At 36.1% G+C, this 23,983-nt stretch carries 20 protein-coding genes and 1 pseudogene; 19 read left to right on the top strand and 2 right to left on the bottom strand.

Annotated elements, in window-relative coordinates:
• The first annotated feature begins 46 nt into the window (after positions 1-46).
• The 3 genes from JFU20_RS09805 to JFU20_RS09795 are packed head-to-tail and all read left to right on the top strand — an operon-like array spanning position 47 to position 2,899.
• Positions 47-784 carry a (Fe-S)-binding protein gene (locus JFU20_RS09805; RefSeq protein WP_002166203.1) on the top strand — a complete coding sequence of 246 codons (738 nt, stop codon included), beginning with the start codon at positions 47-49 and terminating at the stop codon, positions 782-784.
• Between the two features lie 2 nt (positions 785-786).
• Complete coding sequence (locus tag JFU20_RS09800) at positions 787-2,217, top strand: LutB/LldF family L-lactate oxidation iron-sulfur protein (protein WP_002011125.1); 1,431 nt, start codon at positions 787-789, stop codon at positions 2,215-2,217.
• Positions 2,198-2,899 carry a LutC/YkgG family protein gene (locus tag JFU20_RS09795; protein ID WP_002166202.1) on the top strand — a complete coding sequence of 234 codons (702 nt, stop codon included), beginning with the start codon at positions 2,198-2,200 and terminating at the stop codon, positions 2,897-2,899. Before JFU20_RS09800 ends, JFU20_RS09795 begins: the two co-directional genes overlap by 20 nt.
• Positions 2,900-3,092: 193 nt before the next feature.
• Here the strand turns inward: JFU20_RS09795 and JFU20_RS09790 are convergent, their stop codons facing one another.
• The gene (locus tag JFU20_RS09790; RefSeq protein ID WP_002166201.1) at positions 3,093-3,242 is read right to left on the bottom strand and encodes a hypothetical protein; all 150 of its coding nucleotides are present in this window, start codon (positions 3,240-3,242) and stop codon (positions 3,093-3,095) included.
• Positions 3,243-3,397: 155 nt separating this feature from the next.
• Here JFU20_RS09790 and JFU20_RS09785 point away from each other — a divergent pair, with 155 nt between their 5' ends.
• From JFU20_RS09785 to JFU20_RS09725, 13 genes and pseudogenes are all read left to right on the top strand, one after another.
• A complete protein-coding gene (locus JFU20_RS09785) occupies positions 3,398-3,982 on the top strand; it encodes a TetR/AcrR family transcriptional regulator (RefSeq protein WP_002011130.1) in 585 nt (194 codons plus the stop codon).
• 2 nt (positions 3,983-3,984) lie between these two features.
• Positions 3,985-4,155, top strand: coding sequence for a hypothetical protein (locus JFU20_RS09780; protein ID WP_002011131.1), 171 nt, complete (start codon positions 3,985-3,987; stop codon positions 4,153-4,155).
• Between the two features lie 83 nt (positions 4,156-4,238).
• Positions 4,239-4,715, top strand: coding sequence for a PH domain-containing protein (locus JFU20_RS09775; protein WP_002011133.1), 477 nt, complete (start codon positions 4,239-4,241; stop codon positions 4,713-4,715).
• Positions 4,708-6,147 (top strand): PH domain-containing protein, encoded by a 1,440-nt coding sequence (locus JFU20_RS09770; RefSeq protein WP_002166200.1) that lies wholly within the window; start codon positions 4,708-4,710, stop codon positions 6,145-6,147. The genes JFU20_RS09775 and JFU20_RS09770 overlap by 8 nt, the downstream gene beginning before the upstream one ends.
• Positions 6,148-6,348: 201 nt before the next feature.
• Positions 6,349-7,002 carry a DUF975 family protein gene (locus tag JFU20_RS09765; protein ID WP_002011136.1) on the top strand — a complete coding sequence of 218 codons (654 nt, stop codon included), beginning with the start codon at positions 6,349-6,351 and terminating at the stop codon, positions 7,000-7,002.
• Positions 7,003-7,221: 219 nt separating this feature from the next.
• On the top strand, positions 7,222-7,656 hold the full coding sequence (locus JFU20_RS09760; RefSeq protein WP_002087154.1) for a hypothetical protein: 435 nt from the start codon (positions 7,222-7,224) through the stop codon (positions 7,654-7,656).
• A 9-nt stretch (positions 7,657-7,665) separates the two neighbouring features.
• The gene (locus JFU20_RS09755; protein WP_201038576.1) at positions 7,666-7,932 is read left to right on the top strand and encodes a CPCC family cysteine-rich protein; all 267 of its coding nucleotides are present in this window, start codon (positions 7,666-7,668) and stop codon (positions 7,930-7,932) included.
• Positions 7,933-8,349: 417 nt separating this feature from the next.
• Complete coding sequence (locus JFU20_RS09750; RefSeq protein WP_002011144.1) at positions 8,350-8,886, top strand: TetR/AcrR family transcriptional regulator; 537 nt, start codon at positions 8,350-8,352, stop codon at positions 8,884-8,886.
• Positions 8,887-9,258: 372 nt separating this feature from the next.
• Complete coding sequence (locus tag JFU20_RS09745) at positions 9,259-14,373, top strand: Cna B-type domain-containing protein (protein ID WP_201038575.1); 5,115 nt, start codon at positions 9,259-9,261, stop codon at positions 14,371-14,373.
• Positions 14,374-15,482: 1,109 nt separating this feature from the next.
• Positions 15,483-16,430, top strand: a complete 948-nt coding sequence (locus JFU20_RS09740; RefSeq protein WP_201038574.1) for a hypothetical protein — start codon at positions 15,483-15,485, stop codon at positions 16,428-16,430.
• 248 nt (positions 16,431-16,678) lie between these two features.
• Entirely contained in the window at positions 16,679-16,975 is a 297-nt protein-coding gene (locus JFU20_RS09735) for a protoporphyrinogen oxidase (protein ID WP_201038573.1), read from the top strand.
• A gap of 74 nt (positions 16,976-17,049) precedes the next feature.
• Positions 17,050-17,526, top strand: a complete 477-nt coding sequence (locus JFU20_RS09730) for a PH domain-containing protein (RefSeq protein ID WP_002011149.1) — start codon at positions 17,050-17,052, stop codon at positions 17,524-17,526.
• Positions 17,519-18,948 (top strand): annotated as a pseudogene (locus JFU20_RS09725) (PH domain-containing protein). The gene JFU20_RS09730 and the pseudogene JFU20_RS09725 overlap by 8 nt, the downstream one beginning before the upstream one ends.
• Positions 18,949-19,048: 100 nt before the next feature.
• Here JFU20_RS09725 and hmoB read toward each other — a convergent pair.
• A complete protein-coding gene (gene hmoB, locus JFU20_RS09720; protein WP_088292324.1) occupies positions 19,049-19,552 on the bottom strand; it encodes a heme-degrading monooxygenase HmoB in 504 nt (167 codons plus the stop codon).
• 127 nt (positions 19,553-19,679) lie between these two features.
• Between hmoB and JFU20_RS09715 the strand changes: the two genes are divergently transcribed.
• The 3 genes from JFU20_RS09715 (at position 19,680) to hemH (ending at position 23,983) form a co-directional block, all read left to right on the top strand.
• On the top strand, positions 19,680-21,797 hold the full coding sequence (locus JFU20_RS09715; protein ID WP_002011154.1) for a transglycosylase domain-containing protein: 2,118 nt from the start codon (positions 19,680-19,682) through the stop codon (positions 21,795-21,797).
• A gap of 189 nt (positions 21,798-21,986) precedes the next feature.
• Positions 21,987-23,033 carry a uroporphyrinogen decarboxylase gene (gene hemE / locus JFU20_RS09710; RefSeq protein WP_201038572.1) on the top strand — a complete coding sequence of 349 codons (1,047 nt, stop codon included), beginning with the start codon at positions 21,987-21,989 and terminating at the stop codon, positions 23,031-23,033.
• 14 nt (positions 23,034-23,047) lie between these two features.
• Positions 23,048-23,983, top strand: a complete 936-nt coding sequence (hemH, locus tag JFU20_RS09705; RefSeq protein WP_002011157.1) for a ferrochelatase — start codon at positions 23,048-23,050, stop codon at positions 23,981-23,983.

Here is a 23,983-nt window from a genome sequence, read left to right as displayed (position 1 = left end):
AATAAAGTTACTTGAGCTTACTTTACTGTATTTAGGGGTGCAAAATATGAAAGTATCAATATTTATTACTTGTGTTGCAGATGTTTTTTATCCAGAAGTAGGGAAAGATGTTGTGGAAATTCTTGAAGATTTAGGGTGTGAAGTTGATTTTCCCAAAACTCAAACTTGCTGCGGACAACCTGCTTATAATAGCGGGTATGTGAAAGAAACAAAAACAGCTGCAAAACATATGATTGAAGCCTTTGCTAGTTCAGAATATGTTGTGGCACCATCGGGGTCTTGCGCTATGATGGTTCACGAGTTTTCTAGCTTATTTTCTGAAAGTGAAGCGGATTGGAAGAAAAAAGCTACTGAACTTGGAAATAAAACATATGAATTCACACAATTTCTTGTTGAAGTATTAGGAAAAGAAGATTTAGGTGCGGAGCTTCATAAAAAAGCAACGGTTCATACATCTTGTCATATGAGCCGATTAATGGGGATTAAGGAACCGCCGCAAAAATTATTAAAATGTGTAAAGGGACTGGAAGTTGTTTCACTGCCGCATAATTATGATTGCTGCGGATTTGGAGGGACATTCTCAGTGAAAATGCCAGAAATCTCTGAGCAAATGGTTGAGGAAAAAGTAAAGCATATTATGGAAACCGGTGCGGAATTGTTAATTGGGATGGATTGTAGCTGCTTAATGAATATAAAAGGACGTTTAACACGCAATGGTTATCCAATTGATGTAAAACATATTGCTCAAGTATTAAATGAAGATCGAAAACAAGGGGGGATATAGAGATGGGAATGAAAATTGGGAACGATCCCTTTCATAAGCGTACTAAAACAGGCATTGGGGATCAATTTATGCGACAGGCTGTCAGGAAAGCGCAAGATGGTCTGAGAGTCAAGAAATTAAAAGCTACTGAGAGTCTTGGGAACTGGGAAGAATGGCGAGCTTTAGGAGAAGAAATTCGAAAGCATACATTAGAAAACCTTGATTATTATTTATATGAGCTGAGTGAAAATATTGAGAAAAACGGTGGTTTCGTTTATTTCGCAAAGACTGCAGAAGACGCAAGGGAATATGTAAAAGGGATTGTAAAAAAGAAAAACGCGAAAAAAATTGTGAAATCAAAATCGATGGTAACGGAAGAGATTAGTTTAAATGAAGCGATTGAAGAAGCTGGAGCGGAAGTGTTAGAAACAGATCTTGCTGAATTTATTCTACAAGTGAACGACCACGATCCTCCATCACATATTGTTGTTCCGTGTCTTCACAAGGATAAAGAACACATTTGTGAAATATTTAAAACAAAGTTAGATTATACGGGAACATCTGATCCTACGGAAATGGCGAGGTTTGTAAGATCGTATTTACGTGATGATTTTTTTGCAGCGGATATAGGGGTGACTGGATGTAACTTTGCTGTTGCAGAGTCTGGGTCAATTTCTATCGTAGCAAACGAAGGAAATGCAAGACTTACTACGACACTTCCAAAAACGTTGATTACAGTTATGGGGATGGAACGTATTGTTCCAACATGGGAAGAGCTTGATGTTTTAGTAACACTTCTATGCCGAAGTTCTGTAGGACAAAAGTTAACAAGTTATATTACAGGATTAACTGAGCCTGGCGGAACAGATGGACCTGAGGAATTTCATTTAGTCATTGTTGATAATGGCCGTTCCGATATTGTAGGAACAGAATTCCAAAGTGTCCTTCAGTGCATTCGTTGCGCGGCATGTATTAATGTGTGTCCTGTATACAGGCATATTGGTGGACATGCATATGGCTCTATTTATCCAGGACCAATTGGAGCTGTGTTGACACCGCTTTTAGGGGGATATGATGAATATAAGGATTTACCTTACGCATCTAGCCTTTGTGGTGCTTGTACAGAAGCGTGTCCAGTGAAAATCCCGTTACATGACTTATTAATTAAACACCGCAGCCGCATTGTAGAAGAAAAACAATCACCTGTAGCTTGGAACGTGGCTATGAAAGGTTTTGAACAAGCGGTGAAGAGTCCTAGACTATTTTCTTTTGCAGCGAAGAGCGCTCCGTATGCATTAAAACCTCTTGCAAAAGGGGATAAGATCGAGCGTGGAATTGGGCCGTTAAAAGCTTGGACGGATGCGAGAGATTTTCCAGTTCCGAAAAAACAACCGTTTCGAGAGTGGTTTGAAAAACACGAAAAGGAGAACAATGATGGCCATCCAAAATCGTGAGGAATTTTTACTCCAGTTATCAGAAAAGCTTGGTAGGAAACGTCCAGAAGCAGTGGAAAAACCGAACTGGTCTTTTTCCCCGCAGTGGACTGTTTTTGACGGACTGGCGCAAGACGAACTTGTATTAAAGTTAATAGAGCACTGCGAAGTCATTCATACAGAAGTAAAGCGAACAACAAAGGAAAATCTTGTTGAAACATTGGGGTCTTTTATAAAAGGTTGGAATATCAAATCTGTTATATGTTCGAATGATGAGCGCTTTAATGAGTATGGTCTTACGCCATGTTTCAGCAATGAAGGAACAACACATTTTCGTACATGGGGATTAGATCATAAAGAAGAGGACATAAAATTTGCGAAAGCTGCTGACCTTGGCATTACGTTCAGTGATATGACTTTGGCAGAATCAGGAACCGTTGTGCTATTTAATGATGGGTTAAAAGGAAGACATGTGAGTCTTCTTCCGGAGTCATATATTGCAATCGTTCCTAAAAGTACGATCGTACCAAGATTAACCCAAGCTACAAAACTGATTCATGATCAAAATAAAGCGGGAGAAAACTTGCCGGCTTGTGTGAACTTCGTTTCTGGTCCATCAAATAGCGCGGATATTGAAATGAACCTTGTCGTAGGTGTGCATGGGCCAATTAGAACAGCGTATATTATTGTGGATGATCAATAATGATTTACGTGTGCGAGTTGGAAATATAGATGAAGCATTATAAGAATACTGAAAATAGAAAGCGCTGGCTGTTAAATATAACCGGGGCTTTCTATTTTGTGTGCCCTTACTGGTGAAGAAACCTTAAGAAGGAAAATTTTAATCTCTGTTTAAGTTTTCTACGCTACTATAACTAACTGAATTGTGTCTTTTCTTAGAAGCTAAACACACTATAACTAGCTCCAATTATAATGAATACGATAAAGAGCAGAATGAGTAATAAAAGCCCACTACTACCGCTCTTACCATCTTTGCCATCTTCACCGCCGCCGCTACCACTACCACCTTTACCGCCAGATCCCATATGAAAATCCTCCTTATCGTTATACATTGTTTTACTTTATATTTTTCTAGGTTCATCAAGAAGTTCCTTTTAAAACTCTAATTAACTTGCAAACCATTCATTTTCATTTTACAATTTACTTACCGACCGGTAAGTAAAAATAGAAGAGGTACAGTATGACAAAAAATTTACAAACATCGCAGCACATTGTAGATGCATCATTTAAACTAATGGCAGAGCATGGCATTGAGAAGATGAGTCTTTCAATGATTGCGAAAGAAGTAGGCATATCAAAGCCAGCTATTTATTATCATTTTCCGTCTAAAGAAGCGCTAGTTGATTTTTTATTTGAAGAGATTTTTTCTGGATATTATTTCGTCAATTACTTCGATAAAGAACAATATACGAAAGAAAACTTTGCAGAAAAGTTAATCGCAGATGGTTTACATATGTTATCGGAGTATAGAGGTCAAGAAGGCATATTACGCGTTATAAATGAATTCATCGTAACTGCGACGCGAAATGAAAAGTACCAGAAACGCTTATTTGAAATACAAGAAGATTTCTTAAATGGATTCCACGATTTATTAAAGAAAGGTGTGGAACTTGGTGTTGTGTCACAACATGCAACTGAAGAAAACGCGCATACGTTAGCGCTCGTTATTGATAATATGAGTAATTACATATTAATAGGATTCCAGTTAAAGTATAAAGAAATTTGGATTCAAAATGTGAAAAACGTAATGAAGGAGGGGGAATAAAAATGAAAATGCAGAAAAACTGGTGGCTCGGTTTCCTTGGATTTGTGGGAGTGTATAAAATTCCAGGTATGATTGAAGCTTTCCAAGCGGATAAAGGTTGGCTCGCATTAATTAGTTTAGTTTGGCTCCTTTGGTTCGGATATTTTATTCCTGAGAAAAAAACGGATAAATAATAAATTTTCAATTTTATGTAAAGTTATGTAAAATATAGATTGAGACAATTCATATATTAGATTAATAGATTTGGAGTGGTTACATGGATCCATTGAAAAATGAAATTCATCCTGACATGGTCAAGGTGTGGAAAGTTCGTGCTGTAATTGAAGAAGGGATCGGTATTCTCGTCATTTTAGCTTACCTGTTCCTTATGATAAAGTTTGATTGGTGGGCGTGGATTTTGTATGTGATGGTTGGGTTAACAGTTGCGCTAGCACCATTTTCGTATTTTGTATTCCCGAAACTACGTCAGCGTTATTATAGCTATCAATTAAATGAAGAAGAGCTTGAAATTCAGCACGGTCTTTTCGTAGTAAAGCGCGTATTAGTACCGATGATTCGTGTACAGCACGTGACAATTGAACAAGGGCCAATTATGAGAAAACATGGATTAGCAGAATTACATATTGCAACGGCAGCAACTTCTCACAGCATTCCAGGCTTAACGATGTATGAAGCAGAAATGTTAAAAACGAGAATCACAGAATTAGCGAAAGTGAGTGATGAGGATGTATAAGAGGCAGCATCCCATTACGATGTTATTAGAATTAAAAATAACAGATTTTATACCATTACTTATTTTCATGTTTAGTTTAAATGGAAAGTTCCCATTTTGGTATTTAATTCCCGCTGGATTCGGTTTACTTACTATTTTTTCAGCGTTTGAAAAATGGTATTACACAACATACTGGGTTGAAAATAACGTATTACATGTGAAACAAGGGCTCTTCGTGAAGAAAGAGAGTTACTTAAATAAAGAACGTGTTCAAACGATTAATACAAGTTCTAACGTGTTATATCAAATGCTCGGTTTGAAGAAAATTCAGATCGAAACAGCTGGCGGAGGCGATGATGCAGAAGTTAGCTTAGCTGGTATTACGGAAGACGAGGCGAAGGAGCTTATTTCCTTACTAAATGAGCCAACTCCAGAAGTGAAAGCAGAAGAAACATCAGAAGAAGTAGTAGAAAAAGAAGTTATGACAGAGGAAAAGCAAGCGACAGAGTACAAATTAACTTTGAAAGAAATTTTATTAGCATCTGTTACATCTGGTCAGTTTGGACTATTATTCTCATTAATCTTTTTCGTGTATCACCAAGTAGATGAGTACATTCCGAAATGGATAAAAAATAGCGTAGAGTCGTATGTAATGGATCATGATATATACGGCTGGATTTACATGGTAGCTATTTTACTCGTCCTTTCGTGGATTATATCTACAATTGGTTACGCGTTAAAACATGGTAATTTCACAGTAAATCGAAAAAACGATGAAGTGCGTATTTCTCAAGGATTACTTGAAAGGAAAGAACTTGTACTAAAGTTACACCGCATTCAAGGGATTACGATAAAAGAAGGTATTTTCCGTCAGATGTTCGGTTATTGTGCTGTGCAAGTCGAAGTCATTCAAAGTAAGGGATTGGGAGAAGAGAAAGACAAAGTTACGCTGCATCCGATTATTCGAAAAGATCGTGTGCAAGAGTTACTCGCTCATTTACAATTGCCATATGAACTGAATACAAATATTACTGCATTACCAAAAGCAGCCTTGCGCCGTTATTTAATTGATAGTTTCATTTTCTTCGCAATGCTAGCAGTCCCGCTTACTGGGATAAGCATATACTTTGAAAAGTATTTCATCATGTGGGCGTTGTTACCGCTAGCTATCCTCATCTTTACACTTGGATACGCAACATTTAAAACAAATGGTTACGGTGTAAACGGAGAACAAATTACGATTATACATCGTAGTATTGGGAAACATACAGGGCTTGTAAGAAGAAGACACGTCCAATCAATTGAAAAAACACAATCATATTTCCAGCGCCGAGCGGATTTATGTACGTATACGTTTTCTAGTGCATCATCGAATTATAAACTAGAGCATACGAGAGTAGAAGATGCGGAGAGAATGCAGGATTGGTATAAGAAGAGAATAAGTGAGAATTAATTTGAAAAGGCTTGCCTAGTATGAAAGGCGGGCTTTTTTGTTATGGAGAAATGAGTAATTTGATTCATATATGGGTGCAAATACAGCTCACATTTCTCAATACGTATCAGAAAAAAGTAGTACCTTTCTATTTCAGGGAAATTCGTGAAATTTTTGATATAAATGGTATACTAATATAGAAATAATATTAGGAGGCTATATATGATAAGTCAGTTGAAAAGAGAAGCACTTGATGCATTAAAAGGAAAATGGGGATTAGCGGTAGGGGCAACCTTATTACTTGGAATCCTTATTGGAGCTGTTGAACTTCTAATTACAGGTGTTTTCTCGATGTTTTGGGGTTGGGAAGAAGCAAGTGATTCGCTTACAGTAAGTATTATTGCAATGCTTGTTATTGGTCCGTTAACAATAGGCGCCTACTATCTTGTTTTAAATGTGATCCGTGAGACTAGTGCTCGCATTGGTGATTTATTTAGATGGTTTAGCGATGGAAGTAAGCTTATGAAGTCGTTTTTAACATATTTACTAATGTATGTATACTTGATGCTATGGACATTACTTCTTATTATTCCGGGTATTATTAAATCATTTTCTTATTCTATGACGTATTTTATTTTGAATGATCGTCCAGAATACACAGCGAATCAAGCAATTACCGAAAGTCGCCGTATGATGAATGGACATAAAATGGATTACTTTTTACTATGCTTAAGTTTCCTTGGCTGGTTCATTTTAAGTATTCTTACTATAGGAATCGGTTTCTTATGGTTAGCACCTTATTTCTACGCGACATCGGCAGCATTTTATGAAGAGATTTCAAAAGAATATTATAAAAAAGAAGGTACTACTTTCTAATAAACCACCTAAACCACTTGTCCCCTAAAGAATATAGGGAACAGATGGTTTAGGTGTTTTGATATGTGTTCTGTTTTCGGGGTTCACTTCAGGATAAGGTATAGGTTTTTATATAGAAATTATTCCCTCTATGTTTTATCATAGAGGGTTATTTTTTTATTTTAAAATGATAGAAAATAATGAATAATATATGTGAAGGGAAAAGTGAGGTGAGCATGATTGAGGAAATTTTTAATTCCGTATTCCCATTCTTTATTAAGCTTATTTATTTCAATGACGATAGTTCAAATATACGATGAGAAGGGGATTTTCGAAGGAGGGCTATTTTCTATTTTTACGAATCTTTTTATTGCTATGGCCAACATGTTGGCTGCTACTTTGATAATTGGAATCCCTGTTGTTTTAGTTGGCTGTCTTCTTGGGGAGATATTGTTTAGGTGTGTTATTTTACCTGTAAAGCTACATTTTATTCCATCCTTAATTTTATATATTCTCTTAGCTATAAGTATTGTTTTTGGTTATGAAGTTATATCTGATGGGTTCCCTACAATATATGAAAATACGCGTATTGTTGTAATGATGTACTTTATGGGACTAACTGTCATTTGCTCTATTACATTTTTAGTAAGCAGGACTACATATGAAGAGAAATAAGGTGATTATATGAAATACACTTGTCCATGCTGCGGATATAAAACATTAGAAGAAGAACCACCAGGTACATATGAAATCTGTAACATATGTTATTGGGAAGATGATCCTGTTCAGTTTAACGATCATGACTTTGAAGGCGGAGCAAATGGGCCCTCGTTAAGACAAGCGCAGAGAAATTTCATTGCGTTTGGTGCTTGCGAGGAATGTTTCGTTGGATCAGTTAGAAAGCCGACTAGTGAAGATGTGCAGGATGCTAGTTGGAGAGAAATTTGTTAAGTGGTTTATAGGTAGAAAATGTTATTACTTATAGAAGAGAAGTAATAACATTTTTTATTTAGTGATTAAAGAATTGGCACCGTCTTATAAAATAAAACAATAAAGCTGATAGGGTGGTAGGAAGACCAGCGTCGAAAAATGCTTGAAAACTAAAGGATAGGAAATCGACTCGTTAAAATTGCATTTCACATTTATGGGGATATTAGGAATTTATATAAATGTATAGATGTATAGTCTACGGAGTGTATTTAATGTTATCATATTGGATGATATGGAAATTTTTAATAGAAGAAGCAACTAACAATTCAAAGGTAATGAAGCCTATATTGAATAAAAAAATATCTAGTAGTATTCAACAATATTAAAAATAAAATACGTATTTAGATAGAATTAGTAGAAATGAGGGTTTAAAAAGGAATGAACACGAGCATAACACGGCAAACAATTTTAGCCGCCGCTTCTCAAATTGTTCAATTTAAAGGAGTAGCTAAGTTAACCTTAGAAGCAGTAGCAAAAGAGGCGGGTGTAAGTAAAGGTGGATTGTTGTATCACTTTTCAAATAAAGAAGCTTTAATAGAGGCTATGATACTCAAAGGGGTAGAGGATTATCAGGGTGCTATTCACAATAAAGTAGCAGAAGACTCAGAGAGGAAAGGAAGATGGGTTCGTTCTTTTGTAGAGGAAAGATTAAGTAATGAGAAAAGAACAGAAGAGTTGTGTAGTAGTATGATGGCAGCATTAATGCTAAAACCTGAATTACTTGAACCGTTACAACAATCATTTCAGCAACTGCAAAATAATATAGAAAATGATGAAATGGATTCAGTTTGTGCCACAATTATTAGATTAGCAGCAGATGGGTTATGGTATTCGGAATATTTAGGGATCGGAAGACTAAGCCCTGAATTAAGAGAAAAAGTGATTCAAGCTCTTATTAATGCTTCCTATAAATAGAATATATAAACTATAGAATGAAAAAAATTCACCATTGGTCTATTTAATCCAGTGGTGAATTTTTTTTGACAGAATAATAGAACAATAGTATGGAGTGTTGAATTATAACCGTCCAGACGGTATAGTAACATTTGGTGCAAATGGAAAAAGAAAAACAAAAAAGACTAGAAAATATTTTTAGCACACTATTCGAAAGGATAGGCCGCAAAGCTTATTTTGTGCAATAGAAAGGTTGGAAAAATAGAAAAAGATAGTAATAGCTATCAAGCATATGTAAGTAAAATAGTTTAATGGCATTGAAGAGTAGAACTTTTTTCATAGTATGTTTGTACCAGAACCTAGAAACATTGAATTTTATAGGGAGGGTAACGTATGTATTTAAAAAGAATAACTTCGATTTTTTCGATTATAATGATTTTTATGTTTACTATAGGTCAAAGTCTTTTACCTATAATAGCAAATGCACAAGAGTTAAATACAGTAGGACTTGTGGATAGTTTTCAGATTGGTAAAACAAATCTAAGTACCACAGAACGGACTAAAGTAACTGTAAACTTCAGTGAAAAAGATGGACTTAGGCTGAAGCCTGGAGACACACTAACATTAACACTGCCTCCAGAATTAAAAGGATTAGATAGAGAGTTTCCATTAGATGACTATGGTACTTGTAAAGTTACAGCAGGTACTGTGGTATGTACATTTAATGATAAAGTGGATACATATGAAAATATTCAAGGGTATTTAAACTTTTTCGTGGAAGCTACTAATGTAGGAACGGATCAAAAGAAAGAGATTGAAACTAATTTCGGTACAACTGTAGATAAGCAGTCTGTAACAATTACCGGTCCAAGTAGTGGTGGTGGCACAGATCCTGGAAAGCCACCGTTTTTTTATAAAACTGGTGATATGAACTCAGGTAAGGACAATGAAGTACGTTGGTTCTTGAATATAAATTTAAATAAAGAAGAGTTAAGTCGTGATATTGTTGTGACTGATAATTTACAGGAAGGTCAAACACTTAATAAGGATAGTTTCTATATAAGTGTAGATAATTACCTAGGTAATCGATATTTAACGCTACAAGAGTTTGAAAAGCAAGGTTACGGAACGATTACCTTTACTGGTGACAGATCATTTAAAGTTGTGCTTAATAAGGATAAAGCACGTCTTGCCGCCTTTTCGATTGGTTATAGCTCTACTATAACGGAAGCAGGGAAGAAGCAAGAGTTTTTTAAGAATGATTATACGATTGATTACCAAGTTTGGAACAAAGAGCCAGTTAATGAATCGGGCAGTTACTCAGTCGAAAATATGGAAGCTAGCGGTGGTGCTACCGGTAACAAGGTTCCAAAAGGAAAGCTGAAAATTGTTAAACATATTGAAGGAAATAAAGAAAAAGTAATCCCGAATGTTTCGTTTAAGTTGTATAAAGAGTCTGGTGAACAAGTTGGGGGCGAATATAAAACAAATGAAAAAGGGATAGTTGAAACTCCTCAATTATCACCAGGTAAATATTATGTACAAGAGGTTTCAGCTCCAGAATATATTGATTTCGATCCTCAGAAAAAAGTAGAGTTTGAAATAAAATCAGATGATGAAAATGGAGTCGAACTAGATATTCCAAATAAGGTGAAAACTACATCTGTTTCAGGAACGAAGATGTGGAATGACAATAACAATAAGTTTGGTAAACGCCCAGAAAGCATTACGGTTCAATTGCTTCAAAATGGAACAGAATTTAAAACAGAAATAGTGAAAGCTGATAAAGAAGGCAACTGGATTTTCAGCTTTAAAGATCTACCAAAGTACGATGGACAAGGAAATGAGTTCAAGTACACAGTAAGTGAAGTGAAAGTTGATGGCTACGAAACAAAAGTAGAAGGAACAACAATCACGAACACTTACAAAAATACAGAAACAACAGAACTGAGTGGTAAAAAAGTCTGGGAAGACTACAACAACAAGTTCGGTAAACGCCCAGAAAGCATCACAGTTCAATTGCTTCAAAATGGTAAAGAGTTCAAAACAGAAGAAGTGAAGACTGGTAAGGATGGTAACTGGAGTTTCGACTTCAAAGATCTACCAAAGTACGATGGACAAGGAAATGAGTTCAAGTACACAGTAAGTGAAGTGAAAGTTGATGGCTACGAAACAAAAGTAGAAGGAACAACGATTACAAACACTTACAAAAATACAGAAACAACAGAACTGAGTGGTAAGAAAGTCTGGGAAGATTACAACAACAAGTTTGGTAAACGCCCAGAAAGTATTACGGTTCAACTGCATCAAAATGGAACAGAATTTAAAACAGAAATAGTGAAAGCTGATAAAGAAGGCAACTGGACTTTCAGCTTTAAAGATCTACCAAAGTACGATGGACAAGGAAATGAGTTCAAGTACACAGTAAGTGAAGTGAAAGTTGATGGCTACGAAACAAAAGTAGAAGGAACAACAATCACGAACACTTACAAAAATACAGAAACAACAGAACTGAGTGGTAAGAAAGTCTGGGAAGATTACAACAACAAGTTTGGTAAACGCCCAGAAAGTATTACGGTTCAACTGCATCAAAATGGAACAGAATTTAAAACAGAAATAGTGAAAGCTGATAAAGAAGGCAACTGGACTTTCAGCTTTAAAGATCTACCAAAGTACGATGGACAAGGAAATGAGTTCAAGTACACAGTAAGTGAAGTGAAAGTTGATGGCTACGAAACAAAAGTAGAAGGAACAACAATCACGAACACTTACAAAAATACAGAAACAACAGAACTGAGTGGTAAGAAAGTCTGGGAAGATTACAACAACAAGTTTGGTAAACGCCCAGAAAGTATTACGGTTCAACTGCATCAAAATGGAACAGAATTTAAAACAGAAATAGTGAAAGCTGATAAAGAAGGCAACTGGACTTTCAGCTTTAAAGATCTACCAAAGTACGATGGACAAGGAAATGAGTTCAAGTACACAGTAAGTGAAGTGAAAGTTGATGGCTACGAAACAAAAGTAGAAGGAACAACAATCACGAACACTTACAAAAATACAGAAACAACAGAACTGAGTGGTAAGAAAGTCTGGGAAGATTACAACAACAAGTTTGGTAAACGCCCAGAAAGTATTACGGTTCAACTGCATCAAAATGGAACAGAATTTAAAACAGAAATAGTGAAAGCTGATAAAGAAGGCAACTGGACTTTCAGCTTTAAAGATCTACCAAAGTACGATGGACAAGGAAATGAGTTCAAGTACACAGTAAGTGAAGTGAAAGTTGATGGCTACGAAACAAAAGTAGAAGGAACAACGATTACAAACACTTACAAAAATACAGAAACAACAGAACTGAGTGGTAAGAAAGTCTGGGAAGATTACAACAACAAGTTTGGTAAACGCCCAGAAAGTATTACGGTTCAACTGCATCAAAATGGAACAGAATTTAAAACAGAAATAGTGAAAGCTGATAAAGAAGGCAACTGGACTTTCAGCTTTAAAGATCTACCAAAGTACGATGGACAAGGAAATGAGTTCAAGTACACAGTAAGTGAAGTGAAAGTTGATGGCTACGAAACAAAAGTAGAAGGAACAACAATCACGAACACTTACAAAAATACAGAAACAACAGAACTGAGTGGTAAGAAAGTCTGGGAAGATTACAACAACAAGTTCGGTAAACGCCCAGAAAGTATTACGGTTCAACTGCATCAAAATGGAACAGAATTTAAAACAGAAATAGTGAAAGCTGATAAAGAAGGCAACTGGACTTTCAGCTTCAAAGATCTACCAAAGTACGATGGACAAGGAAATGAGTTCAAGTACACAGTAAGTGAAGTGAAAGTTGATGGCTACGAAACAAAAGTAGAAGGAACAACGATTACAAACACTTACAAAAACACAGAAACAACAGAACTGAGTGGTAAGAAAGTCTGGGAAGATTACAACAATAAGTTCAACACACGTCCAGAAAGCATCACAGTTCAATTGCTTCAAAATGGTAAAGAGTTCAAAACAGAAGAAGTGAAGACTGGTAAGGATGGTAACTGGAGTTTCGACTTCAAAGATCTACCAAAGTACGATGGACAAGGAAATGAGTTCCAGTACACAGTAAGTGAAGTGAAAGTTGATGGCTACGAAACAAAAGTAGAAGGAACAACGATTACAAACACTTACAAAAATACAGAAACAACAGAACTGAGTGGTAAAAAAGTCTGGGAAGACTACAACAATAAGTTCAACACACGTCCAGAAAGCATCACAGTTCAATTGCTTCAAAATGGAACAGAATTTAAAACAGAAATAGTGAAAGCTGATAAAGAAGGCAACTGGACTTTCAGCTTTAAAGATCTACCAAAGTACGATGGACAAGGAAATGAGTTCCAGTACACAGTAAATGAAGTGAAAGTTGATGGCTACGAAACAAAAGTAGAAGGAACAACAATCACGAACACTTACAAAAATACGGAAACAACAGAACTGAGTGGTAAGAAAATCTGGGAAGATTACAACAACAAGTTCAACACACGTCCAGAAAGCATCACAGTTCAATTGCTTCAAAATGGAACAGAGTTCCAAACAAAAGAAGTGAAAGCTGATAAAGAAGGCAACTGGACTTTCAGCTTTAAAGATCTACCAAAGTACGATGGACAAGGAAATGAGTTCCAGTACACAGTAAATGAAGTAAAAGTGAAAGACTATGAAACAAAAGTAGAAGGAACAACAATCACGAACACTTACAAAAATACGGAAACAACAGAACTGAGTGGTAAGAAAATCTGGGAAGATTACAACAACAAGTTCAACACACGTACAGAAAGCATCACAGTTCAATTGCTTCAAAATGGAACAGAGTTCCAAACAAAAGAAGTGAAGGCTGATAAGGATGGTAACTGGAGTTTCGACTTCAAAGATCTACCAAAGTACGATGGACAAGGAAATGAGTTCAAGTACACAGTAAATGAAGTAAAAGTAAATGGATATGAAACAAAAGTAGAAGGAACAACGATTACGAACACTTACAAGAATACGGAAACAACAGAAGTAAGTGGTAAGAAAGTCTGGGATGATAACAACGCAATAGATCGTCCAAGCACAATCAAAGTAGATTTACTACAAAACGGTCAAGTAATTGACACGAAAGAAGTAAGCGTGGCAACAAATTGGAAGTACACTTTTGAAAACCTGCAAGCATACGATGCAAACGGAGTAGCGTACAAGTATGAAGTGAAAGAACAGCCAGTAGCTGGATACAAATCCGAAGTAAATGGTTATGACATCACAAATACAAAAATCAAGGACGAACCAAATGTAGATCCAAAAGATCCAAGCACAAATCCAGACAAAAATAGCGATTCAAAAGTTCCACCTACTACAGAAAATGATAAGCCAACATTACTTCCTAACACAGGAGGAACATCAGCAGAAATGAGTTCAATTCTTGGAGGTATTGTATTATTCCTTTTAGGTGGAATTCTACTCGCTCGTCAGCGAATAAAATAATAAAAAAGATTTAGATTATTGATTACACTGTAATCTGAGTAGCAGACAAATTAAAAGTTTACTATTGATATTACGCCCTTTAGGTAAGTATTCAAAAACACTTCACGATAAAGTGAAGGGAAGAATACAACCTGAAGGGTTTTTTTATAGAAAAAAGAGAACAGTTTCAAGGTGGAATCAATCTGCAACCCAATAATATGGTCAGCTTTCATAGAGAGATAAGCGGCTCTAAAGCGATAATAAAACCAGCCTATTATCCATTGGATCATAAGCTTAGAGTTTGGTATCTCATTTAATTTAAGATCAATGCCATGTTCCATTAAGTTTTGGATGACTGCATGGTCATTTGTATGGCGGATTTAAATTTGGTCTCATTTTGGTTCTGGTGCAAAAACTTTGAAGTATATGAAAATGGTCTATCAAACTTGTAGATACTGATAGTATTACTCTAAAAAGATGTGCGATTGGTATATGGGTGTAAACCCATATCCATCAACTTAAGAATTTTATAACACCAAAAAATAATAACTTTGTATATTTGCACTTAGAGATGTAAAATGTCTCATTTTTGGATGCTTTTTATTTGTCAACTTGATGTCAATGGGGCGGGATCCCCTACACGCTTTTATGAAGAACCTTTATTTACACTAAAGATTGGAATCTTATTGTCGCCTGAAAATGTAGATAGGGGAAAATAATGTAAAAAAACTATTGTATATTCAAAAACCTTATGTTGCATTCTTGTTACAGAAGAGTTACGAAACGTAACTTATATTACGGTTTGTTTTCTTTTGTATTTCGGTATGTTACGGATTATGGATTGTATTTCAAACCAACTGAGAATATATAAAGTTGAAGAAATAGCAAACTATAAACGAAAAATGATTTTTCTATGTGTATAAGAGTGTGTGTAGTAAAGATTCTGAGTAAGGGCTTTATTAAAATTCCTTTCTGTCTTTAAAAGAAGAAAACCAACTACCAACTATTTAGGAGTTTTAAGTAATTATAGTAAATGAAATGTACAGTACATATTTACTTTCAGTCTAATTACTACACAGACTTTTATACATATGATGTTATTGTTTTAGGTATATATAGGGGGAGAGAAAATGAGAAAGTTATTAACGGTAATTGGACTTACGTTTTTAATGCTAGCTGGATGTAGTAATGGGGATTTTGACAAAGCAATGGATGAAGGGAAGACCGCGTTAACGAATAAAGAATATAAAAATGCTTTATCATCATTTGAACGAGCATTAGATGAGAAAAAAGATGATTCAGATGCAACAGTGCTTGTAGAACAAACGAAAGTAATGATTGAAGCAGTGAAGTTAAAAGAAGAAACAAAGGTAGAAGAATCAATCAAGTCATTTGGAAAAGTAGAGAACATGAAGAATGGAAATAATACGCTTATAAAACAAGCCAAGGAAGAACGAACAGCATTAGTAGCGATCTTAGAACAAAAAAAGAAGTATGAAGAGCAACTGACAAAAAGCGAAGAGTTAATAAGTAAGAAAAATTATGCAGAAGCGAAAGAGATGTTAAATAAGGTAGTTTCAGAAACAAAAGATAACAAGAACCTTGAAGAATATAATAAAAAGGCTTTAGGATTAATCACTAAAATTGGTGAAGAGGAAAAAACTGCAAAGAGTGTAACGACAGCAGCGAAGGCACAAAAAAATGATGCAGTAACGAGTCAAAAGGTAGCGACAGAAAAGAACCAAAAAGCAGAGACAGAAAAAAATCAAAAGGCAGTAACAGAAGAGAACCAAAAAACAGAGACAGAAAAGAATCAGAAGGTAGTAACAGAAAAGAACCAAAAAGTAGAGACAGGAAAGAATCAAGATGCATTTACTTTTGAGAAAGCTAAAGAATATATCAAAAAAGAATATAAAGAAGAATATAATTACACGCTAGAGGATACGCAAGTAGAAAATGGAAAGAAATATTATCAAATTAGAGTGCGTACGACATATAAAATAGAAGGTGCAGCTGGAGCAGGATTTACTGGAGTATTCAAGGTGTTCGAAGATGGTACAATTGTTGAAATGCACTAAATTGATGAAAAAGGTATCCTCAAAGTATTTGAGGGTACCTTTTTAGCATAAAAAAAGCATCTAGCAAAAGTACTAGATGCAAATAAAAACACAAGGGAAGACAAAATTCTTCCCGTTTCCCGTATGTAATTATATCAAAAAAATTATAAAAAACTAGCTTTATTTTTTATATAATTGATGTGTAAAGCTATGAAATTATAAGATTACACTGTTTTCATAGTGTTTTATTGAAAAAAGGAGCTGCGTATATGATTAATTTCAAACCAGAAAATTTAAACCAACTATTAAAAGTGATGCTGATTAGTGCGAATAAGTCTTATGACGCGATTAAAGATTATAAATTTACGGGAGAAGCGGTAGCATTCCGTATAGATTTTGAGTATATAGATGTTGCTCTTATGGTTACAGATATGTTAGGAAGATCTGCTTCTAAATTTAACATTTTGCCATATGCTCGTCCTAATACTAATGAACTAGATTATATTCAGTTTCAGGTGTATTCCATTAATGAAGGGAATTTTAAAGAAATACTCGACACAATGTAAGGAACTATAATTTTACAAAACTGTATATAACAACTAATATATAATTAATAAATTCATATAATTGGAGTGATGAGATGCAGCCGTTAGAGAGGGAGATTCATTCTAATATGCTGAAAGTGTGGAGAATTCATGCTTTAATTGGGGCGGCAGTTATACTAGCAGTCGTAATTGCGTATTTCTTTTTTATGATTAACTTTAACTGGTGGGGCTGGTTGTTTGGATTGTTAGTGACAGGAGCAGTTCTATACATACCACTCGACTATTTTGTATTTCCAAATTTACGTCAACGTTATTATAGTTACAGATTAAATGAAGAAGAGATTGAGATTCAAAAGGGAATGTTCGTTGTAAAGCGCGTACTTATTCCGATAATCCGCGTGCAGCACGTAACGATTGAGCAAGGACCAATTATGAGAAAGTATAATTTAGCAGAATTACATATTTCAACAGCGGCAACTTCTCATAGTATTCCAGGCTTAACGAAAGAAGAAGCAGAACAGTTGAAAAGACAAATTGGAGAGCTTGCGAAAGTGAGTGATGAGGGTGTATAAGAGGCAACATCCGATCACGATATTGTTAGGTATTCGAATTGCGACTTTGTTGCCTTTTATTTTTCTTGTTTTATTTCGTTCAGATGGTGAAGTAAAACCTTGGTATTTCTTACATCTTGTTCTTTTGGCCATATTATTTATTATGGCAATTTTCTCAGCTATAAAATGGTATTTCAAAGTGTACTGGGTTGAAAATAATATTGTACATATTAAACACGGTGTTTTTGTGAAGAAGGAAAGTTATTTAAATAAAGACCGTGTGCAAAACATTAGTACATCTTCTAATGTCATTTATCAAATGCTTGGGCTTACGAAATTAAATATAGAAGTAGCGGGCGGCGGTAGTGAGCCGGAAGTGAGCCGGAAGTGATGTTAGCTGGTATTAAAGAAGATGAAGCGAAGGAACTAATTGCCTTATTAAATAAAAAAAGAAGCGCTGCGAGTGAAGAAGTACCCATGGCAGAAGAAAGTAAGACGATTTATCAGTTAACGATGAAAGAGATTTTAGTAGCTTCCATTACGTCTGGTAGATTCGGATTAGTGTTTTCTGGATTACTTCTTATTTACACAGAGTTTAATCAATTTCTTCCAGAATGGCTCATAAATAAAGTGGAAGCGTATGTGATGGATAACGGTGTATATGAATTAATCGTTATGGCCGCGATTTTAATGGCAGTTTCGTGGGTCGTTTCGACAGCTGGCTATGCGTTAAAATATGCGAACTTTAAAATAGAGCGCAACGGAAATGAAATTCGTATTGTGCAAGGGTTATTTGATAAGAAAGAGTTTGTATTAAAATTACACCGCATTCAAGCGATTACTGTAAAAGAAGGAATTCTCCGCCAGCCTTTCGGTTATTGCTCTGTCGAAGTGGAAGTCATTCAAAGTATAGAAGCGGCAGGGAATGAAGTGATGTTACATCCTTTTATGAAGAAAAAAGATGTACAGCAGCTACTTGCCTATTTACAGTTGCCATATGAAATAGAAGAGGAAATCGTTCATTTACCGAAGGCTGCATTACGCCGTTACGTCGTAATGGGCTGGATTACAAGTGCTGTGCTCGCTGTGCCAATCGCTGGTGCGAGTATATATTTTAAACAACATACTGCGTTGTTCGTTCTTATACCGCTATTTATTGTATTTACAATACTTGCATACGCTAGATATAAAAGTGGTGGTTATATGATACGAGACAATCAATTAGTCATGGTATACCGAGGCCTTGCGAAATATACGGGGATCATGCGAAGAAGGCATGTTCAAGCGGTAGGATACAATCAATCGTATTTTCAAAAGAAAGACGAGTTATGTACAGCTGCCGTATCAGTAGCGGGGCAGAGGTATAAAGTGAAGCATATGCGTAAACAAGACGCGCTTCGCATATATAATTGGTATAAAGAAAAAGGAAACACCGGTGTGTAATGGTGTTTCCTTTTTTGTGTGTCGTCATTTGTCGATAAGTCGATATATTTCGAGTTGCGCCGATATAATTTCACATACCGCTGACTCCGAACTCCGAAAATTAAACTAACACATCAAAAGTAGTCACGAACGACGGGCGAGAGAAAATGCTTTTTTGCTGTTCTGCATGTGGATGCGCCTGAGCCTGTGCTTGTCCTTCTGCTTGTGCAGGACGTTTTTTATGAGCGTTTTCGAATGAACGTGATTCTGTCCAGTCTTTAAAGTTTTGCTCAGTTTCCCACATCGTTAAGATGACATATGTATCATTACTTAATGGGCGAAGAACACGGATTGCTTGGAAGCCAGGCTCATTTTCGATTAGACCAGCACGGTTTTTAAAACGGTTTTCAAATACAGGGCGACCTTCGTCTGTTACAGAAATGTTGTTACAAACGATGTAGCCAGATTGTCCTTTAAATTCTCCAACAGCGTCTAATACGTCATACTGAAGCGAGCCTTCTACAGATTCTTCAGTATTTTCTTTATAAAACATATCTTTTTCGTTATTTTTTGCAGTGAAATGTGCTTGTTCTAGAGGTGTTTCGTATGAAATAATAGCCTTCATTTTAATGCCCCCTTTATGGTTTGTCTCTATTATATCAATTCTCTTAAAAAACTTCGAAGATTATATACATAAAGATACTTCTTTTTCAAATAATAAATGTACCATCATTTGGAAAGAAGGCCGATGTATGAAGAAAGCAAAGTGGACTTTATTAGGCGGGGTAGCAACGTTCGTAGTAGCGATTGTACTCTATAAACTTATTGTGTTAACTGGTGGCTATATGATGGATGAAAAGCAGCTTGTTTTCCACTCTTCATCACGTATCGTTGACCAGAAAGGAAAAGAAATTACGAAGTTATATGTAGAAAATAGAGAGCTCGTGCCGATTGAAGAAATTCCAAAGTACGTGCAGCAAGCATTTATTGCTGTGGAAGATTCTCGTTTTTATGAGCATCAAGGAATTGATTACCCTTCTATATTTCGGGCGCTTTATAAAGACGCGTTAGCTGGAGAGAAGGTAGAAGGCGGTAGTACGATTACGCAGCAACTAGCTAAAAATGTCTTTTTAACTCGCGAAAAAACATTTACGCGTAAATTGAAAGAGGTCGCAATTTCTCTTCAATTAGAGCAAAAATATACGAAGCAGCAAATTCTTGAAATGTATATGAACCATATTTATTTCGGTCATGGGGCATATGGTATTCAAGCGGCAGCAAAGTTGTATTTTAATAAAAATGTAGAAGATTTAACAGTGGAAGAGGGAGCTATGCTTGCAGGGCTTCCGAAAGCGCCAAATGGCTATTCACCGTACTTATCCCTAGAAAAGAGTAAAGGGCGCCGTGATCTTGTTTTGTCACTTATGCATAAACAAGGCTATTTAACAGCGGAAGATAGTGTTCGTTACCAAGGGAAAACAATAGCTCTTTATAAAAATTCAGATGAACGTGAACTCGCATATATGCCGTATATCGATATGGTTATAGATGAAGCGGCGCGTTTATATGGTTTATCGCATCAAGAAGTACTGCGCGGAGGATATACGTTTGTCGTACCGATGGATGAAAAAGTTCAAAAGGTAGCATATAACCAGTTTCAAGATGCGAGAAATTTCCCTGGTAAAGAAAACGGGGCGCAAGGTGCATTTTTATTAATGGATAATCAGACTGGCGGAATTAAAGCCGCGATTGGCGGAAGAGAGTATGTTCCGAGAGGGCTTAATCGCGTTTTTGCAAAGCGGCAGCCTGGTTCTGTTTTAAAGCCGCTTATCGTATATGGACCTGCACTTGAGACGAAGAAATATAATCCATATTCTTTATTAACGAATGAAAAAAGTTCGTTTGAAGGTTATGAACCTCGAAATTATAATCATGAGTATACGAAAGAGATGACGATGTACGATGCGGTATTAGAATCAGCAAATGTGCCAGCTGTATCTTTATTAAATGAATTAGGGGTAGATGAGGGAAAGCAATATTTAGAGAAAGGGAATGTTCATATTGCAGACTCAGGTTTAAGCACAGCACTTGGCGGGCTGAAAAATGGTGTGTCTCCATTTGATCTTGTCAAAATGTACCGATCTTTTTTAGCAAACGGGAATATTATCGAACCGCACGTTATCGATAAAGTATTAAATAGACACGGGGCGGTCATTGGAGAATCATCAAAAGCTGAAACGAAAGTCTTTTCGAAGCAAACGGCATGGTATATGACAAAGATGCTTGAAGGAGTTGTGAAAGAAGGTACGGCGAAAGCTGGCGTATATAATGGAGCTTTAGCTGGAAAAACAGGCACAACTTCATTGCCAAATGATGACAATGGTGCGCGTGATATGTGGTTCGTTGGATATACACCGAATTTAGTAGGTGCAGTTTGGATTGGCTATGACCGCACCGATAAAGAGCATCAATTACAAGATGGAAATGCATCTGCAACGATGTTATTTAAAAAGATTTTAACGAAAGCAAACATACAAGATAAAGCGAGTTTTCATAGGCCAAAAGGTGTTGAAACAATTGGACTGCCAATTCGTTTAGATAAGATTCAAAACGTGGAAGCAAAACTAGCATTTAGTCCTTTCGGTTTATTTGCAATGAAACTAAGCTGGACACCGCTTCCTGATGAGCGAATTATGTATCGGATTTATAAAGTTGAAAAAGGAATTCATACTCACGTTGGAACGGCAAAAGGAACAGGGAAATATGAGGAGAAGTTTATTAATATATTCTCAAAACCAAGTTTTTACGTTGTGCCATATAACACACAAACGAACCGTGAAGGAGAAAAGTCAAAAGTAGCTAAACCGTAGTTTTTCTCTGTGCTATAATAAGAATGTTGTGAAAATAGTAAACGTTTTTACGAACGTTTGTGTCAATTTAATGAACAACGTACATAATGTTATGCATTTTGTTTTTACAAGCTGTATAGTAAAAAAAGATAAATATCGGAATAGAGCATATTTAAAGAAAAAGCATTGGTAAGGAAGGGAGCTAGGGTCTTGGTAAGAACTATAAATGAGACATTTTTAAAAGCATGTAGGGGGGAACGTACAGAGTATGTACCAGCATGGTATATGCGTCAAGCAGGTCGTTCACAGCCGGAATATAGAAAGATAAAAGAGAAATATTCTTTATTTGAAATTACACATAATCCAGAGTTGTGCGCTTACGTTACAAAGTTGCCAGTTGATCAATATAACGTAGACGCAGCAATTCTTTATAAAGATATTATGTCACCACTACCTGCAATTGGTGTTGATGTGGAAATTAAATCTGGCATTGGTCCAGTTATCGATAGTCCAATCCGTTCTTTACAAGACGTAGAAAAATTAGGGGAAATCAATCCAGAAGATGACGTACCTTACATACTAGATACAATTCGTTTATTAACGACAGAAATGTTAGATGTACCGTTAATCGGTTTTTCAGGAGCTCCATTTACGTTAGCGAGCTATATGATTGAAGGCGGTCCTTCTCGTAACTATCATAATACGAAAGCGTTTATGTATGCAGAGCCGAAAGCTTGGTTCGCTTTAATGGATAAGCTTGCAGATATGGTTATTACATATTTAAAAGCGCAAATTAACGCAGGAGTAAAAGCGGTTCAAATTTTCGATTCTTGGGTTGGAGCAGTAAATGTAGCGGATTACCGTATATTTATTAAACCAGCGATGGAGCGTATTTTTGCAGAAGTTCGCCCGATGGGTGTTCCAATGATTATGCACGGCGTAGGTGCTGCACATTTAGTGAATGAATGGCACGACTTACCGCTTGATGTAGTAGGTTTAGATTGGCGCTTACCGATTGAAGAAGCACGCGCACGTGGTGTTCACAAGGCGGTACAAGGAAATATGGATCCTTCATTCTTATTAGCACCTTGGCCTGTTATTGAAGAAAATGTAAAAGGTATTTTAGATCAAGGGATGAAGCAGCCAGGTTATATCTTTAACTTAGGTCACGGCGTATTCCCAGAAGTAAATCCAGATACATTAAAACGCTTAACTACATTTATTCATGAGTACTCTAAAGAACAGTTAGCGAAGTAAAGGAGATTGTCTGTATGAAAAAGAAAATTGGTTTGCTTGTAATGGCATACGGAACGCCATATAAAGAAGAAGATATTGAACGTTACTATACACATATTCGCAGAGGAAGAAAGCCAAGTCCTGAAATGCTAGAAGATTTAACAGAGCGTTACCGTGCAATTGGTGGTATTTCTCCTTTAGCTACTATTACATTAGAGCAAGCTAAAAAGTTAGAGACACGTTTAAATGAAATACAAGATGAAGTAGAGTACCACATGTATCTTGGTTTAAAACATATTGAACCGTTCATTGAAGATGCAGTACAAGCTATGCATAAAGATGGAATAGAAGATGCAATTGCACTCGTTCTTGCCCCTCACTATTCTACTTTTAGCGTGAAGTCGTATGTAGGACGAGCGCAAGAAGAAGCAGGAAAACTTGGAAACTTAACAATTCACGGCATCGATAGCTGGTATAAAGAACCGAAATTTATTCAGTATTGGGTCGATGCAGTGAAAGGTATATATAACGGTATGTCAGAAGCAGAACGTGAAAAAGCAGTGTTAATCGTATCTGCACATAGCTTACCAGAAAAAATTATCGCACTCGGCGATCCATACCCGGATCAATTAAACGAAACAGCTGACTATATTGCACGTGGTGCTGAAGTAGCAAACTATGCAGTAGGTTGGCAAAGTGCCGGAAATACACCAGATCCTTGGATTGGTCCAGATGTACAAGATTTAACGAGAGAACTAAATGAAAAATACGGCTACAGTTCATTCGTATATGCACCAGTTGGATTTGTTGCGGAACATTTAGAAGTTTTATATGACAATGACTTTGAGTGTAAAGTTGTAACGGATGAAATTGGCGCGAAATATTATCGTCCCGAAATGCCTAATGCGTCGGACGCATTTATCGACTGTTTAGCAGATGTAGTATTAAAGAAAAAAGAATCTATAATGTAA

It is taken from the genome of Bacillus sp. TH30 (assembly GCF_016650875.1).
GTDB lineage: Bacteria > Bacillota > Bacilli > Bacillales > Bacillaceae_G > Bacillus_A > Bacillus_A mycoides.
The sequence above is the reverse complement of the archived record's forward strand: the minus strand, read 5'-3'. Positions and strand labels throughout refer to the sequence as shown.